We start from the raw sequence: 15,113 nt of genomic DNA, 5'->3' as shown, positions 1-15,113 counted from the left end.
GCTGATGATCCGGTGTTCACCAGCAGCATGGCGGCGCGACACCACTTCGCGGCGATTCAACAGCGTCAACAATTCGGTATGACTCAAACCGTCGACCGCCAACCCGAGCACCTTGTCGACCGCGGCCTCGAGCTCGTCGTAAGCCGCCACCACGGCATCCCGATCCGAACCCACACATCGAACACTAGTTCGAACCACCGACAGATTCCGCCCACTATCCACAGGCAAAACTAAAGTGACACAAGTGATCTCCAGTGACCAATGTGGCAACCTCAAACGCGGAAACGCGGCCGACTAGGCTGCCAGCATGCGAGTTGGAGTGCTGGGCGCCAAAGGCAAGGTCGGCGCCACGATGGTGCAGGCCGTGGAGACTGCAGAAGACCTGACATTCACGGCAGGCGTCGATGCGGGCGATGCCCTCACTCAGTTGTCCGACAGTCAGACGGAAGTGGTCATCGACTTCACCCACCCCGATGTGGTCATGGACAACCTGAAGTTCTTGATCGACAACGGAATCCACGCTGTGGTGGGTACCACCGGCTTCACCGACGAACGCCTGGGCCAGGTAAAGGCGTGGCTCGCCGACAAACCCGTCGTCGCAGTCTTGATCGCGCCGAACTTCGCCATCGGCGCCGTGCTGTGCATGCAGTTTGCGAAGCAGGCCGCTCGCTTCTTCGAATCCGTTGAGGTCATCGAGCTTCATCACCCGCAGAAGGCCGACGCACCGTCCGGCACGGCCACGCGCACCGCCAAGCTCATCGCCGAGGCGCGAAAAGACTTGCCGCCCAACCCCGACGCCACGAGCACCGGCCTCGAAGGTGCCCGCGGTGCCGACGTCGACGGCGTCCCTGTGCACTCCGTTCGCCTCGCCGGGCTCGTCGCGCATCAGGAGGTGCTCTTCGGCACCCAGGGCGAGACGCTGACAATCAGGCACGACAGCCTGGACCGAACCTCGTTCGTGCCGGGCGTGCTGCTCGCGGTTCGCAAAGTCCACGAACGGCCTGGCCTCACGGTCGGCATCGAGCCTCTGCTCGACCTGACATGACGGAAGGCGCACGCGCCCTGCGCATCCAGCTGCTCATCGGCTTCATGTGCGTCGCGCTGATTGTTTACTTCGTGATGCTCGGCCGCATCGCGATGGCGTTCATCACCTCCGGCCGGCCGGCCGCCATCGGCCTCGGTCTGGCGCTGATGATCCTTCCCCTCATCGGTATCTGGGTGATGGTCAGCACGCTGCGGGCGGGACTGGCTCATCAGCGCCTCGCCTGCATCATCAAGGACGAAGGCATGGAGCTCGACGTCGGCTCGCTGCCCACAATGCCGTCGGGGCGTATTCAGCGCGACGCCGCCGATGCCTTGTTTGAAACCGTGCGCGACGAACTCGAAAACGACCCTGACAACTGGCGGCGGTGGTATCGCCTGGCCCGTGCGTACGACTATGCCGGCGACCGTAGCCGCGCGCGTGAGGCAATGAAGAAAGCCGTCGAATTGGAGGAGCAGCAGTGACGAAGACTCTGCTGGTCGTCCATCACACACCGTCGCCGGCCACCCGCGAACTCCTCGAGGCTGTCCTCGCGGGCACCAAAGACCCCGACATCGAAGGCGTCGACGTAGAGGTCCGACCCGCGCTCGCGGCGACGGTGTCGGACATGCTCGATGCAGACGGATACCTCTTCGGCACCACAGCCAACCTCGGCTATATGTCCGGCGCGCTCAAGCATTTCTTCGATGTCGTGTACTACCCGAGCCTCGACCACGTCGCCGGGCGACCGTACGGACTTTGGGTGCACGGCAATAACGACACCGTCGGCGCCGCCAATGCGGTAGACAAGGTGGCCACCGGGCTCGCGCTGACCAAGGCTGCCGACGTCCTCGAGGTCGTCGGCGTTATCGACGCCGGCGTTCGCGAGCGGGCGTATGAGCTCGGCGGCACGTTGGCAGCGACATTGATGGAGGACTAGCCATGCCCGGTATCGCCGAACTCGCTTTGGGGGCAGCGCCGATCGCCGGCGGTGCGCTGCTCGGCGTTGTCGCGGGTAACCTGCGCGGGCCGGATGTCCGCGGCATGATCGTCAAGGATTTCGAACTGCTGGAACGGATCCCGCCGGAGCAGGCTGAGCGTCGGGAGAGGTTCCAGCAGGCCATCGACCAGCGCATCGACGATCTGATCGCCGCTTCCGAGAAGAGCCGTGAGTTGCGGGAAGCCGCGATGTCGTATCGCGGAAACTGGCGCGACATCGTCGTATTCCTCTGCGCGATTTTGTTCACGATCGTCTGGTGGAACGTCAGCCACAGCCGGTCCAACTGGCTGGTGATGTTCATCGTGATGATCATCGTGTCGGTCGCTGCTGGCATCTACGCGGCCCGAGGAGTGGTCCGGGCATTCAGCACTTTTCTGCACCGACGCGATCGCGAAACCTAAGCCACAATCTCGACTTTTGGTTTGGCGACCCCGAACGCCAACTCCAGCAAGCGTTTTCCCTCGGCGAGTACGTCCTCGGTCGCGTCAAGCCCGATGGGTGGCCGCACCCGCATGGCCGTCTTCGCCTTTGCCCTCCAGCTCCCATGTGCCCGCCACGGAGCCGTCGATCAGCAGCGTCCCTGGGAAGACGCCGTTCTTGCCGTCGAGGCGGCTCCACAACCCGCAGTACGGCGCGAACGGCGCCTGCCCCTGATCGCCCTCGAGCGCACCCATCCCCGGGCGCTGCAGCAGCAACTGGCGGGCAAGAGTCGCCCGGTTCAGCGCCCGCAGCGACAGGGTCAATTCGGCAGTGCGGTCTCGAACAACTCCTGCATCGCAATCCAGTGCCGCTCGGCTGCTTCCTGGTCGTACGGCGGATTGTCCGGCACGGCGTAACCGTGAGCGGCCGGATAGATCTCGATCGTATGCGTGACGTTGGCGGCGGTCAGCGCCTTGTCCAGAGTCTCGGCTTGCTCGGGCGTGAAGGAGGCGTCGTTCTCCGCGCCGCCGACATAGACCGTGGCCTTCATCCGATCGGCCAGCAGATGCGGGCTCGTCGGGTCGTCGGTAACGACGCCGCCGGCGTGGAAGGCTCCGGCAGCCGCCACGCGCTCGGGCAGCTTCCCTGCGACGATCAGCGACGTCCGGCCGCCCATGCAGTACCCGCAGACCCCGAACGCGTCGCCCTTGACCTCGGGTCGTGACGCCAGGAAGTCGAAGAACGCCCCGGCGTCTCTGGCGATCGTGTCCGGCGTCACGGTTCCGACCATGCCCATCAGCCGCTTACGCTGCTCCGGGTCGCCGAACACGGTTTCCATCGTGAACGGCTCCCAGTCGCCGTGCCGGTAGTACACGTCGGGCAGCAGGACGGCATGCCCGAATCCGGCCAGCCGGGCCGCCATGTCCTGGAACGTCGGGCGGACTCCGCCGGCGTCGGGATACATGACCACGCCGGTCCAGGGACCGGTTCCATTCGGGGTGTGCAGGGTGACGGGGCAGGCACCGTCGGGAGTGGTGACGGTCGCGGAGATAGTCGGCATGGCTACCGTTCTACTCTTGGCTCGCGAAGTAAGCTGACCGGCGTGCCAATCGCCACGCCCTACGAGGACCTGCTGCGTCTGGTGCTCGAGCGAGGCACACCCAAATCGGACCGCACCGGCACTGGCACACGCAGCCTATTCGGCCACCAGATGCGCTACGACCTGACGGCCGGCTTCCCGCTGATCACCACCAAGAAGGTGCACACCAAGTCGGTAATCTACGAGCTGCTGTGGTTCTTGCGCGGCGATTCGAATGTGCGATGGCTGCAAGACCACGGCGTCACGATCTGGAACGAATGGGCCTCGGAAACAGGCGATTTGGGCCCGGTCTACGGTGTCCAGTGGCGGTCGTGGCCGACTCCGTCGGGTGAACACATCGACCAGATCACCGCTGCGCTCGAGCTGCTCAAGACCAATCCGGACTCGCGGCGCAACATCGTCTCGGCGTGGAACGTCGGCGAGATTCCTCAGATGGCGCTGCCACCCTGCCACGCGTTCTTCCAGTTCTATGTCGCCGACGGGCGGCTGTCTTGTCAGCTCTACCAGCGCAGCGCCGACCTGTTCCTCGGCGTGCCGTTCAACATCGCCAGCTACGCGCTGCTCACCCACATGATGGCCGCGCAAGCGGGGCTGAAGGTCGGTGAGTTCATCTGGACCGGCGGCGACTGCCACATCTACGACAACCACGTCGAGCAGGTCACCGAGCAGCTGTCACGCGATCCGCGGCCGTACCCGGAACTCGTTCTGGCGCCACGTGACTCGGTCTTCGACTACACCTACGACGACATCGCGATCGTCAACTACGACCCGCACCCTGCGATCAAGGCACCCGTCGCCGTATGAGGCCTGCTTGCAGGGCCGAACATCGATGGTGAGCCTGGGGCTGATCTGGGCCCAGTCCACCTCTGGTGTCATCGGCCGGGCCGGCGGCATTCCCTGGCGGCTGCCCGAGGACCAGGCGCGGTTCAAGGAACTCACGATGGGCCACACCGTGGTGATGGGCAGGCTGACCTGGGAGTCGCTGCCGGCGAAGGTGCGTCCGCTGCCGGGACGCAGAAATGTCGTAGTCACCCGGCAAGCTGACTACATGGCCGACCGTGCAGATGTGGTGACGACGCTCGAGGACGCGTTCACCGATGACGAAACCTGGGTGATAGGCGGCGAGCAGATTTATGCGCTCGCGCTGCCGCTCGCGACCCGTTGCGAGGTCACGGAGATCGAGATTGACCTCCCGCGCCAGGACGCCGACGCGACGGCTCCCGTGCTGGACGAGAGCTGGATCGGCCGCGCGGGGGAGTGGCTGACAAGCGGCTCGGGCCTGCGCTACCGGTATTACAGCTACATTCGCCCGTGACGGTCCTGACCGCCGCCCAGGCACGCCGTATCGCCGTCGCCGCGCAGGGCTTCGCCGAGCCGAAGTCGCGGGGTCCGATCACTCGCGCGCATCTGCGCCGGCTCATCTCGCGAATCCAAGTGCTGCAACTAGATTCGGTGTCCGTGGCGGTGCGTGCCCACTACGCGCCGGTGTTCAGCCGACTCGGACCGTATGACCGCGACGTGCTCGACCGCGCGGCCTGGAACCACTCGGCGCGTTCGCCCCGTCTGCTGGTCGAATACTGGGCGCACGAGGCGGCGCTGATGGCCGTCGAGGACTGGCCCCTGCTGCGCTGGCGTATGCGCGAGTACACCCATGGCCGGTGGGGCACCCACATCGTCAAGAACAACGCGCGCTTGGTTGACGACGTCGTGGCCGCCGTCAAAGCACTCGGTCCGTCGACGGCAGGCCAGATCGAGGCTCATCTCGGCGCCGAACAACGCGGGAAGAAGGGCCAGTGGTGGGACCGCAGCGACACGAAGTGGGTGACGGAGGCGCTGTTCGCGTCGGGTGTGCTGACGACGGCCACGCGCGTCGGGTTCGCCCGTCACTACGACCTGACAGAAAACGTGCTGCCGCCGGCGGTGGTGCAGCGAGAAGTCGACGACGACGAGGCAGTCCGCGAACTCATCTTGCGGGCGGCGACGGCGCTGGGAGTGGGGACCGAGGCCGATATCCGGGATTACTTTCGGCTCAAGCCTCAACAGTCCAAGCCGGCGATCGCCAAGTTGGAGGCCGACGGTGAGCTCGAACGCGTCGAGGTCGACGGCTGGAATGCGCCGGCCTATCTGCGGGTCGGCCAGACCGTGCCCCGACGCGACCGCGGCACCGCGCTACTGTGCCCGTTCGACCCGTTGATCTTCTTCCGGCCGCGGGTGGAGAGACTCTTCCAATTCCGTTACCGCATAGAGATTTACGTGCCAGCTCCCAAGCGGGAGTACGGCTACTACGTATGGCCCTTGCTGCTCGACGGTCGGCTCGTCGGCCGGGTCGACCTCAAGGCGGAGCGGACCAAAGATGCGCTGCATGTCGTCGGCGCGTTCACCGAACCCGGACAAGACCAGTCGCGGGTGGCCGAACCACTCGCCGCCGAACTGCGCACGATGGCGAATTGGCTTGGCCTTGCCGAGGTCACGGTCGGGAAGAACGGCGATCTGACGAAGGGGCTGGCGCGATCGCTGGGCTGAAGCATCAGCGCGAGCAGCACGGATGCGATGACTTCCCCGGCCAAGACGGGTCCGCCGGGTAGGACGATGTGTCGTAGTTCTGGAAGCCGTCCTTGTCGATGACCGCCGGCGGCATAGGCGTGGCGTCCACTCCATCGGCGGCGGCGGTACCGGCGCTGGTAAACACGCCAAAGCTGCCGAGGCCGAGCGCCAAGCCGGCCACGGCGAGGTACTTCCGTGTGAAGCCGATCTGAGTAGTCATGCTTTGATCGTCGCGCCGCGGTGCATCGATGGAATAAGTAGCGCACCACGCAATTTCGACGACGCGCGACGATCGTGACTACCTACGGACGCACACCTCTACTGCGTGTCTGTCCAAAAGTAGCCCTAGGTGTGAGCCACGGGGCTGACACCTTCACCAGGCACCGCCGGCTCCTCGCTCAGCTCCAGCACGCCTCGGCGCCGCATCAGGTTCACGACGAAGACCACCGCGCCGACGGCCAGCCACACGATGCCGCCGATCTTGGCGAGCGAGTCCGCGTTGAAGAGCACATAGGCGATGATCAGGAATCCCAGCGTCGGCACCACCAGGTGCAGCAGATAGTTCTTCGACTTCTTGCGCCCGATGTAGTACCAGACAACCGAGATGTGAAGCAGGCAGAAGCCAAACAGGGCGCCGAAGTTGACAAGTGACGAGATCAGCGCGATCTGGCCGACGAAGAACAGCACGAGCACGATGCTGATCGCGCTGACCGCCAGGATCGCCGCCATCGGCACCTGACGTGCACTGATCTTGGACAGGAATCTGGGCAGCTGGCGGTCGCGGCTCATCGAGTAGAGCAGCCGGCTGGTCGCCGCCTGGGCTGCCATCGCGTTGGCGAACCCGACCGCCAGAACGTTGACGACGAAGAACGCGTTCATCCAACCCGTGCTGGATGCCGCCTCGACCAGCTTGAAGAACGCGTTGCCTGCCTCGTCGTCGCTGAACGACTCCCGGCCACCGGCGAGCAGGCTGGCCAGCCACGTCTGCACGATGAACAGGAACGCCACGATGAACAGCGAGACGACCATCGCCCGTCCGGCGGGATTCTTCTTGCCGGTCGACTCTTCGGCAAGCGTCGAAATACCATCGAACCCAAGGAAACTCAGGACCGCGATCGACAGTGCCGCGGCGACGAGCGGCGCGCTGACGGTTTCCGGATTCCAAATCGGCGTGGTGCTCCAGCCGACATGGGGCAGGCTCTGGCCGTTGATGGCGCGCACCGCGATGACCACGAAGATCGCCACGAACACCAACTCGATCGCGAGGAACACCCTGTTGGCGATCTTCAGCGAATCGACGCCGAGCAGGTTGATGACGGTGTTGACGACGACGAATACGATCGCCCACAACCACCGTGGGGTGCTCGGGAATAGACCGATCATTGACTCGGCGGCGAATACGTACAGCAGAGTCGGTATCAGCAGATAGTCCAGCAGGATGGCCCAACCCGCGAAAAAGCCTGCGCCCGGGTGGATTCCGCGACCCACATACGAGAAGACCGACCCCGCCAGCGGGAACGACTTGGCCATCTGCGCGTAGGCCATCGCGGTGAACACCATGGCCACCAAGCCGATCAGGTACACCAGCGGCACCATTCCCGAAGCGCTGTTGTAGACGGTGCCGAAGATCGCCCACGGCGCGATCGGAACCATGAACACCAGGCCGTAGATCACGAGGTCGACAGTGGCGACCGAACGATGGAGTTCCTGCTTGTAACCGAACGATTGGAGGGAGCGCTGGTCGTCCATGAGATGTCCTGTCGGATAGCGGGATTGGTCAGATCCGGGCGGCGTCGGTGCGATCGCGATCGGCGTCATGGAGCTTCAGAAAGGCGGCGACGACGGTGCGGAACTCTTCGGGTTTCTCCAGGTGCGAGCAGTGGCTGGTGCCGGGAAAGACGTGACTTTGCACGTCGGGGATGTGCTCGACGTACGGCTGCCAGGTGGCGGGGGTGGCCTCGTCGAACTCACCGGCGATAACCAGAGTGGGTGAGGTGATCAGGTGCAGCCGGTCGATGATGCTCCACTCACGCAGGGTGCCCAGCACATGAAATTCGTTGGGGCCGTTCATGGTGTGGTAGACCGTCGGCTCGGCCTCCATCTGCGCCACCGTGTCGACGAAGTCCTGTGGCGTCGGGACGACACGGCACACATGGCGACGGTAGAACTCGTCGGTCGCTGCCAGGTACTCGGGGTCGGTGACGGTGCCCGCCTCCTCGTGGCGGGTGAGCGCTGCCTGCGTGTCGGGTGGCAGATGGGCCCGTAGTTCGTCGGCCGCGGCCATCCAAAGCGCCATTGACGCCGGGGAGTTGCAGATCGCCAGTGAAGCGAGTCCGGGCGGCTGCCGGACCGCGATCTCAGCGCTGAGCATGCCGCCCCACGACTGGCCGAGCACGTGGTACTCGTCGATGCCGAGCGTGGCGCGCACGGTGTGGAACTCGTCGACGAACAATTCGGGTGTCCAGAAGTCCGCAGGGGCATCGGGCAGATGGGAGCTGTTGCCGCACCCGATCTGGTCGTAATGGATGACCTGGCGGCCGGTTTCGTCAGCCAACGCGGCGACGTTGCGCACGTAGTTGTGGGCCATTCCGGGGCCGCCGTGCAGGACGAAGAGTGGCAGCGCGCCACGTCGCACCGTGTCCGGCGTGGTGATCTGCACCCAGGTTTCGTACTCGCGGAACGGCACCAGCCGGGTCGTGCGTGTCATGACGGTCAGCATGAACCCGTAAAGGTCTCATAGCAAGACCATTGACAGGGATTTAACCTTGAGTTGACGACGAGGGGATTTGAGCCAATGGCCCACAACGGGGCACCGGCAACGCCGGGCCTGCTCCATCAACAACTCGACACGTCCTCGCGGGTGGACGAGATCACCGACCGGCTGATCACCGCGATCGCGATCGGCGAATACCTGCCCGGCGCGCGCCTGCCGGTTGAACGCGAGCTGGCCACATCGCTGGGAGCGGGACGCATGACCGTGCGGGCCGCGTTGGCACGGCTCGTCGAGCGGGGGCTGCTCGAAACGCGGCGGGGCCGCGGCGGCGGCTCATATGTGGTCGATCAGTGGCCGGAGTCGTCCACCGATGCGGTGGGACGCACGCTGCGTATGCGACTCGGCGAGCTGCGCGACCGCTGCGACGCGCTGTGTCGACTGCAAGGCACTGTCTGCCGAGCTGCCGCGGAGTCCCGCTCCGAACACGACGTGGCGGAGCTGTGGGCGAGGTTCGAGGCCTACCGGAGCGCCGAGAGCGGCTTGGGTGCCCAGCAGGCCGACAGCCGGTTCCACCTGGCGATCATCGACGCCGCCCACAACGACGTCCTCAAGCAGGTGCTGCTCGATCTCAAGGCGACGGTGAGCATCGGCGCCCCGGCGCACCTGTGGGGTGAGCCATCGAACATGCGGACCATGGAATTACGAGCTCTGCACGAACACGAAGAGCTGGTACGCGCGATCGCCGACGGCCGCGGCGACGACGCCGACGCGCTGGCCCGCACGCACGGCGCGATCGACTTCGAGTTGATCACGACCGCGATGCGCCGCGCCGGCGTGCTCGTCGACTAATCCGCCTCGGCGCTCGAGCCACGGTGGAAACACTGAAGACTCGGGGGATTTCATTTCCAAGGACGCTAGCCGGCTCGTAGGGCATCGAACGCCTCGTCGAGGAATGCGACGGGGTCCGTGTCGTCGTCGCCATCGGCCCAAGCCGTCATCGCCACACCGACCGCACCCAGCGCGGCAGATGCCTGAACCATCGCGGCGAGGTCCGGCGCGGGCAGCCCGGCGCGGCTGGCCAGCGTGCGCGCGAATAGATCGCGAGTCGCGTCCTGGGCGAGCACATTTCGCGATCGCAGCGTGGGATTGCTCAGCACCAGCCGGGTGCGCACGAGCAGTGCGTCGCGGTCCGTGTCGAGGATCTGCTGAAGGCCGGTCCGGATGGCGGCGTGCAGCGCAGCCAGCGGTGGTTCGTCCGGCGGGCGCGCTGCCACCAACTCTTCCAGCATGGGGTCGTATTCGTCGTATTCGACGACCTCCTCCTTCCGAGGGAAATACCGGAAGAACGTCATGTGAGAAACGCCCGCCGCCGCGGCAATCTCCTCCACAGTCGTTGCGTCGTAGCCCTTTTCGACGAAAAGGCGCAACGCCTGGTCTTGAATCGACTGCTTGGTGGCCGCCTTCTTGCGGGCGCGCCAGTCGTCGGTCACTGCGCGAGAACTCCGGCGCACCGACCCAGTACGCGGTCGAGCCACGCATGCAGCATGCCGGCGTCGTCGCCGCTCCACGCTATGTGCCCGTCGGGCCGCACCAGCGTGGCGTCACGGCCGTCGTCGCGGAGGGTGACCACGTCGCCCAGCCGAGCGCGAGCCGCCTCGGCCAGCGATTCCGGGCCGAGCAGCGCCCACTGCGGACCGAGCTCGGCATACAACCGTGTTGTCGTTCCGTCGGTACGGGTGCAGGCGCGATCGGGGACGCGGTCGCCGACCTGTGGCCCACGGACAGGACGCCAGCCACTCACGCCGAGCGGTCCGCGCCGATAAGAGATTTGCAGTTGCGACGACTTCTCGGCGATCAACCGTTGCAGCCATTCGCGATTCATCGTCGGCACGACCAACCGGTCACGCAACAGCCGGGCCGCCCACCCCCCGCTCACCACGAGCTCCGTCACCCCACTTGTCGTCGCCACGACGTTCTTCGCGATCGGGCGTCGTTCTGCCTCATAGGTGTCCAGCAGGGCCTCGTCGGCGCGGCCGCCGACGACCAGCGCGAGTTTCCACGCCAGGTTCTCGGCGTCGCCCATCCCGGTGTTCATGCCCTGACCGCCGAACGGGCTGTGGATGTGTGCGGCGTCGCCGGCGAGTAGCACGGGTCCGCGTCGATAGGCGTCGGCCAAGCGGCGCTGGATGCGGAACGTCGAAGTCCATTCGATCGAACGAACCGTTCCACCCGCTTCGGCATCCAGCCGGACGCCGAGATACTCGACGATGTCGTCGCGCCCTGGATCATCGCCGAACTCCGTTGGGGCCGGGGCCATCAGCCGCCAGAGGTCGGCGCCGGGCAGTGGGAAGGCGGCAAGCATCTTGGTTCCGCGAACCCACGCCACGGTGGCGTCGCGCGGTCGGTCGAGGTCGGCGTGCACATCGGCAAGCAGGAAGCGCTCGATGAGCGGGACTCCAGGGAATGCGATGCCCGCGCTCTTCCGAACAATGCTGTGTGCGCCGTCAGCGCCGACGATCCATCGGGCGCGGATCGCGGTGCCGTCGTCGAGTTGCACCGTCACCGCGTCGGATCCGGCTTCGAGCACGTTCACGCGACGTCCCCACTCGACGGTTCCGCCGAGGGCGGCCAGCCGGTCGCGAAGCGTGCTCTCGATGTCGGCTTGCGACATCAACAATCCGGCCGGCCCGTGCAGCCGCCGCATGGCTTGCCCGATGCGCAGGGTCGCGAGCTCTTTACCCTCGACGACTACGACAACACGGTTGATCGGCAGTCCGCGGTCGGGCAGGTTGCCCAGCGCACCGATCCGGTCGAGAACTTCCACCCCGCGTGGCTGCAGTCCTAGCGCGCGCGACGTCACCGCTGGACCGGCCGCGCCGTCGAGCACCCGCACTCCGACGCCCGCCGCCTGAAGGCCGCAGGCCAGTGTCAGTCCAGTTGGTCCGGCTCCCACGATGATGACGTCAGGGTCCACCGCCCCCTCCTAAGTGTTAGGCAACTAACATGTTAGTCTCTAACACTTGGTCTGCCAAGCCGCGGGCTAAGGTTGCGCCGTGGCCGAGACCGCGCCATTGCGCGTGCAACTGATCGCCAAGACCGAGTTCTTGGCACCGCCGGACGTGCCGTGGAGTACCGACGCCGACGGCGGTCCCGCGCTGGTGGAGTTCGCCGGGCGGGCGTGTTATCAGAGCTGGTCCAAGCCCAACCCCAAGACCGCCACCAATGCGTCCTATCTGCGACACATCATCGACGTCGGCCATTTTTCCGTGCTTGAGCACGCATCGGTGTCCTTCTACATCACGGGCATCTCGCGGTCGTGCACGCACGAGCTGATCCGGCATCGCCACTTCTCGTATTCGCAGTTGTCGCAGCGGTTCGTCCCCGAGCACGACGCGCAGGTCGTGGTGCCGCCGGGCATGGAGGACGACCCCGAGCTGCAGGAGATCTTCAAATCCGCCGCCGATGCCAGCCGGGCGACGTACACCACGCTGCTGGCCAGGCTCGAGGCCAAGTTCGCCGGTCAACCCAACGCGGTGCTGCGGCGCAAGCAGGCGCGTCAGGCCGCCCGCGCGGTGCTGCCCAACGCAACCGAAACACGCATCGTCGTCACGGGCAACTACCGGGCGTGGCGGCATTTCATCGCGATGCGGGCCAGTGAGCATGCCGATGTCGAGATCCGCCGGCTCGCGATCGAATGTCTACGTCAGCTCATCGATGTGGCGCCGCAGGCCTTCTCTGACTTCGAGATCACCGAGCTTGCCGACGGCACGGAGGTGGCGACGAGCCCCCTGGCTACTGAGGCTTGAGGTTCAGGCCATATGGCCGCAGAACCGTGAGGTCGAGCGGGTAATCTGGTTGCCCGTGAGCACCAGCGGATTCGACGTGACCGCCCGATTGGGCACCGTGCTGACCGCCATGGTGACTCCGTTCAAGCCCGACGGGTCGCTGGACACCGATGCAGCTGCCCGGCTCGCCACCCACCTCGTCGACTCCGGCTGCGACGGCCTGGTGCTGTCAGGCACCACGGGGGAGTCGCCGACCACCACCGACGACGAAAAGATCGCCCTGCTGCGCGCGGTGCTGGAGGCGGTTGGCGATCGCGCCAGGGTCATCGCCGGTGCAGGCACATACGACACTGCGCACAGCGTGCATCTCGCGAAGGCCTGCGCCGCCGAGGGCGCGCATGGCCTGCTGGTGGTGACGCCGTACTACTCGCGCCCGCCGCAGGCCGGGCTGGTTGGGCACTTCACCGCGGTGGCCGATGCCACCGATGTGCCGGTCATTCTCTACGACATTCCGTCGCGGTCCGTCGTGCCGATTGAGTGGGACACGATCCGCACGCTGGCCGAGCACCCGAACATCGTGGCCGTCAAGGATGCCAAGGCCGACCTGCATGGCGGCGGGCAGATCATCGCCGAGACCGGGTTGGCGTATTACTCGGGAGACGACGCGCTGAACCTTCCGTGGCTGGCGATGGGTGCTGTCGGCTTCGTCAGCGTATGGGGACATATGGCCGCCGGTCAGCTACGAGACATGTTGTCCGCGTTCAACTCTGGTGACATTGCGACGGCGCGCAAGATCAACGTCACGCTCGGCCCGTTGAGCGGCGCGCAGGCGCGGCTAGGCGGTGTGACGTTGGCCAAGGCGGGGCTGCGGCTGCTGGGCATCGACGTTGGCGACCCCCGGCTGCCACAAGTGCCGGCAACCGCAGAGCAACTCGAGGCGTTGGCCGCCGACATGCGGGCAGCCACGGTGCTGCGCTAGTGAACGAAGAACTCAAGCTCCCGGGGCCGCTGGCCCCGGGAGGTTTGCGGATTACCGCGCTGGGTGGGGTCAGCGAAATCGGCCGGAACATGACAGTTTTCGAGCATCTTGGCCGGCTGTTGATCGTCGACTGCGGCGTGTTGTTCCCGACCCACGATGAGCCCGGGGTCGACCTGATCCTGCCCGACCTTCGCCATGTCGAGGACCGTCTCGACGACGTGGAGGCGCTCGTGCTTACGCATGCCCACGAGGATCACATCGGAGCGATTCCCTTCCTGCTCAAGCTGCGTGGCGACATCCCGGTCGTCGGCTCGAAGTTCACGCTCGCGCTGGTGGCCGAGAAGTGCCGTGAACATCGCATCAAACCGGTGTTCGTGGAAGTGGCCGAGGGGCAAAGCTCTAAGCACGGCGTGTTCGAGTGCGAGTACTTTCACGTCAACCACTCGATTCCTGGCTGCCTCGCGATCGCGATTCACACCGGCGCCGGCACCGTGCTGCACACCGGTGACATCAAACTCGATCAGCTGCCGCTGGATGACCAGCCGACCGACCTGCCCGGCATGTCGCGATTGGGCGACGCCGGGGTGGATTTGTTCCTGTGCGACTCAACGAATGCCGAGATCCCCGGAGTAGGACCGTCGGAGAGCGAGATCGGGCCCAATATGCACCGGCTGATCCGCAGCGCCGAGGGGCGGGTCATCGTGGCTTGCTTCGCCTCCAATGTTGCTCGTGTGCAACAGATCATCGACGCGTCGGTGGCGCTTGGCCGCAAAGTGTCGTTCGTGGGCCGGTCGATGGTGCGCAATATGGGAATCGCCAAGGAACTCGGCTACCTCACCGTCGCAGATGACGATGTGATTGACATCGGGGCCGCGGAGATGATGGCACCCGGGCGGGTGACGCTGATCACCACCGGGACGCAGGGCGAGCCGATGGCCGCGTTGTCGCGAATGTCGCGCGGTGAGCATCGCAGCATCACGCTGACGTCGGGCGATCTCATCATCATGTCTTCGTCGCAGATCCCCGGCAACGAGGAAGCGATCTTCGGTGTGCTGGACGCGCTGGCCAAGATTGGAGTTCGCGTCGTCACCAACGCCCAAGTGCGGATACATGTTTCGGGTCACGCCTACGCGGGCGAGTTGTTGTTCCTCTACAACGCGGTGCGTCCGCGAAACGTGATGCCGGTGCACGGCACGTGGCGAATGCTGCGGGCGAATGCGGCATTGGCGGCACGCACCGGTGTGTCGCCGGAGGCGATCATGTTGGCGGAGAACGGCGTCAGCGTCGATCTGGTTGCGGGTAGGGCTTCGATCGCGGGTGCAGTGACGACCGGGAAGATGTTCGTGGACGGGTTGATCACCGGCGATGTCGGTGATTCGACCTTGGGTGAACGGCTCATCCTGTCTTCGGGTTTCATTGCGGTGACGGTCGTGGTGCACCGCGGCACTGGCAAGCTTGCGGGACCGGCGCACCTGCACTCACGGGGCTTCTCGGAGGACCCCAAGGCGCTCGAGCCGGTTGCGCGCAAGATCGAAGACGAGCTGGAAATACT

General features: G+C 65.5%; 18 protein-coding genes. 11 read left to right on the top strand and 7 right to left on the bottom strand.

What is annotated here, in order from left to right; genetic code table 11:
- The first annotated feature begins 307 nt into the window (after positions 1–307).
- The 4 genes from dapB to VJV41_RS14420 are packed head-to-tail and all read left to right on the top strand — an operon-like array spanning position 308 to position 2,422.
- On the top strand, positions 308–1,045 hold the full coding sequence (gene dapB / locus VJV41_RS14435; protein WP_325334807.1) for a 4-hydroxy-tetrahydrodipicolinate reductase: 738 nt from the start codon (positions 308–310) through the stop codon (positions 1,043–1,045).
- The gene (locus VJV41_RS14430) at positions 1,042–1,506 is read left to right on the top strand and encodes a tetratricopeptide repeat protein (protein ID WP_325334805.1); all 465 of its coding nucleotides are present in this window, start codon (positions 1,042–1,044) and stop codon (positions 1,504–1,506) included. The genes dapB and VJV41_RS14430 overlap by 4 nt, the downstream gene beginning before the upstream one ends.
- A complete protein-coding gene (locus tag VJV41_RS14425) occupies positions 1,503–1,961 on the top strand; it encodes a flavodoxin family protein (RefSeq protein WP_325334803.1) in 459 nt (152 codons plus the stop codon). The genes VJV41_RS14430 and VJV41_RS14425 overlap by 4 nt, the downstream gene beginning before the upstream one ends.
- A 2-nt stretch (positions 1,962–1,963) precedes the next feature.
- Positions 1,964–2,422: a hypothetical protein gene (locus VJV41_RS14420; RefSeq protein WP_325334801.1), complete on the top strand. Its 459-nt coding sequence runs from the start codon at positions 1,964–1,966 to the stop codon at positions 2,420–2,422.
- Between the two features lie 84 nt (positions 2,423–2,506).
- On the opposite strand, the gene VJV41_RS28970 is transcribed toward VJV41_RS14420, so the two are convergent.
- Positions 2,507–2,764, bottom strand: coding sequence for a hypothetical protein (locus tag VJV41_RS28970; RefSeq protein ID WP_414684957.1), 258 nt, complete (start codon positions 2,762–2,764; stop codon positions 2,507–2,509).
- Positions 2,761–3,501, bottom strand: coding sequence for a dienelactone hydrolase family protein (locus VJV41_RS14410; RefSeq protein WP_325334799.1), 741 nt, complete (start codon positions 3,499–3,501; stop codon positions 2,761–2,763). The genes VJV41_RS28970 and VJV41_RS14410 overlap by 4 nt, the downstream gene beginning before the upstream one ends.
- Positions 3,502–3,543: 42 nt before the next feature.
- Between VJV41_RS14410 and VJV41_RS14405 the strand changes: the two genes are divergently transcribed.
- From VJV41_RS14405 to VJV41_RS14395, 3 genes are read left to right on the top strand one after another with little or no spacing between them, the layout of a single operon-like run.
- On the top strand, positions 3,544–4,344 hold the full coding sequence (locus VJV41_RS14405) for a thymidylate synthase (RefSeq protein ID WP_325334797.1): 801 nt from the start codon (positions 3,544–3,546) through the stop codon (positions 4,342–4,344).
- Between the two features lie 25 nt (positions 4,345–4,369).
- Positions 4,370–4,855: a dihydrofolate reductase gene (locus VJV41_RS14400; RefSeq protein WP_325334795.1), complete on the top strand. Its 486-nt coding sequence runs from the start codon at positions 4,370–4,372 to the stop codon at positions 4,853–4,855.
- Positions 4,852–6,063 (top strand): winged helix-turn-helix domain-containing protein, encoded by a 1,212-nt coding sequence (locus VJV41_RS14395; protein ID WP_325334793.1) that lies wholly within the window; start codon positions 4,852–4,854, stop codon positions 6,061–6,063. Before VJV41_RS14400 ends, VJV41_RS14395 begins: the two co-directional genes overlap by 4 nt.
- Positions 6,064–6,067: 4 nt before the next feature.
- Here VJV41_RS14395 and VJV41_RS14390 read toward each other — a convergent pair whose 3' ends face one another.
- From VJV41_RS14390 to VJV41_RS14380, 3 genes are all read right to left on the bottom strand, one after another.
- Positions 6,068–6,304 carry a hypothetical protein gene (locus VJV41_RS14390; RefSeq protein WP_325334791.1) on the bottom strand — a complete coding sequence of 79 codons (237 nt, stop codon included), beginning with the start codon at positions 6,302–6,304 and terminating at the stop codon, positions 6,068–6,070.
- Positions 6,305–6,429: 125 nt separating this feature from the next.
- The gene (locus tag VJV41_RS14385) at positions 6,430–7,833 is read right to left on the bottom strand and encodes an APC family permease (RefSeq protein ID WP_325334789.1); all 1,404 of its coding nucleotides are present in this window, start codon (positions 7,831–7,833) and stop codon (positions 6,430–6,432) included.
- A gap of 28 nt (positions 7,834–7,861) precedes the next feature.
- Complete coding sequence (locus VJV41_RS14380; RefSeq protein ID WP_325334787.1) at positions 7,862–8,791, bottom strand: proline iminopeptidase-family hydrolase; 930 nt, start codon at positions 8,789–8,791, stop codon at positions 7,862–7,864.
- Between the two features lie 87 nt (positions 8,792–8,878).
- On the opposite strand from VJV41_RS14380, the gene VJV41_RS14375 reads away from it, so the two are divergent.
- Entirely contained in the window at positions 8,879–9,646 is a 768-nt protein-coding gene (locus VJV41_RS14375) for a FadR/GntR family transcriptional regulator (protein WP_325334784.1), read from the top strand.
- Between the two features lie 65 nt (positions 9,647–9,711).
- Here the strand turns inward: VJV41_RS14375 and VJV41_RS14370 are convergent, their stop codons facing one another.
- Together VJV41_RS14370 and VJV41_RS14365 are read right to left on the bottom strand one after the other, a co-directional pair.
- Positions 9,712–10,287 (bottom strand): TetR family transcriptional regulator, encoded by a 576-nt coding sequence (locus VJV41_RS14370; protein ID WP_325334782.1) that lies wholly within the window; start codon positions 10,285–10,287, stop codon positions 9,712–9,714.
- Positions 10,284–11,771 carry an FAD-dependent monooxygenase gene (locus VJV41_RS14365; protein WP_325334780.1) on the bottom strand — a complete coding sequence of 496 codons (1,488 nt, stop codon included), beginning with the start codon at positions 11,769–11,771 and terminating at the stop codon, positions 10,284–10,286. Before VJV41_RS14365 ends, VJV41_RS14370 begins: the two co-directional genes overlap by 4 nt.
- 79 nt (positions 11,772–11,850) lie before the next feature.
- Between VJV41_RS14365 and thyX the strand changes: the two genes are divergently transcribed.
- The 3 genes from thyX to VJV41_RS14350 all read left to right on the top strand — a co-directional run.
- On the top strand, positions 11,851–12,603 hold the full coding sequence (gene thyX / locus VJV41_RS14360; RefSeq protein WP_325334778.1) for an FAD-dependent thymidylate synthase: 753 nt from the start codon (positions 11,851–11,853) through the stop codon (positions 12,601–12,603).
- A 55-nt stretch (positions 12,604–12,658) separates the two neighbouring features.
- Positions 12,659–13,561: a 4-hydroxy-tetrahydrodipicolinate synthase gene (gene dapA, locus VJV41_RS14355; protein WP_325334776.1), complete on the top strand. Its 903-nt coding sequence runs from the start codon at positions 12,659–12,661 to the stop codon at positions 13,559–13,561.
- Positions 13,561–15,113 (top strand): ribonuclease J (locus tag VJV41_RS14350; protein WP_325334774.1); only part of this gene is annotated, 1,553 nt, incomplete at its 3' end. The genes dapA and VJV41_RS14350, both read left to right, overlap by 1 nt.

This window comes from Mycobacterium sp., assembly GCF_035274705.1.
Classification (GTDB): Bacteria; Actinomycetota; Actinomycetes; order Mycobacteriales; family Mycobacteriaceae; genus Mycobacterium.
This window is presented reverse-complemented; position numbering and strand designations above follow the sequence as displayed.

What these genes read in the sequence shown, in the direction of transcription:
- dapB (WP_325334807.1), top strand. Translation starts at nt 308, where the DNA reads ATGCGAGTTGGAGTGCTGGGCGCCAAAGGCAAGGTCGGCGCCACGATG.
- VJV41_RS14430 (WP_325334805.1), top strand. Translation starts at nt 1,042, where the DNA reads ATGACGGAAGGCGCACGCGCCCTGCGCATCCAGCTGCTCATCGGCTTC.
- VJV41_RS14420 (WP_325334801.1), top strand. Translation starts at nt 1,964, where the DNA reads ATGCCCGGTATCGCCGAACTCGCTTTGGGGGCAGCGCCGATCGCCGGC.
- VJV41_RS14410 (WP_325334799.1), bottom strand. Translation starts at nt 3,501, where the DNA reads ATGCCGACTATCTCCGCGACCGTCACCACTCCCGACGGTGCCTGCCCC.
- VJV41_RS14400 (WP_325334795.1), top strand. Translation starts at nt 4,370, where the DNA reads ATGGTGAGCCTGGGGCTGATCTGGGCCCAGTCCACCTCTGGTGTCATC.
- VJV41_RS14390 (WP_325334791.1), bottom strand. Translation starts at nt 6,304, where the DNA reads ATGACTACTCAGATCGGCTTCACACGGAAGTACCTCGCCGTGGCCGGC.
- VJV41_RS14385 (WP_325334789.1), bottom strand. Translation starts at nt 7,833, where the DNA reads ATGGACGACCAGCGCTCCCTCCAATCGTTCGGTTACAAGCAGGAACTC.
- VJV41_RS14380 (WP_325334787.1), bottom strand. Translation starts at nt 8,791, where the DNA reads ATGACACGCACGACCCGGCTGGTGCCGTTCCGCGAGTACGAAACCTGG.
- VJV41_RS14375 (WP_325334784.1), top strand. Translation starts at nt 8,879, where the DNA reads ATGGCCCACAACGGGGCACCGGCAACGCCGGGCCTGCTCCATCAACAA.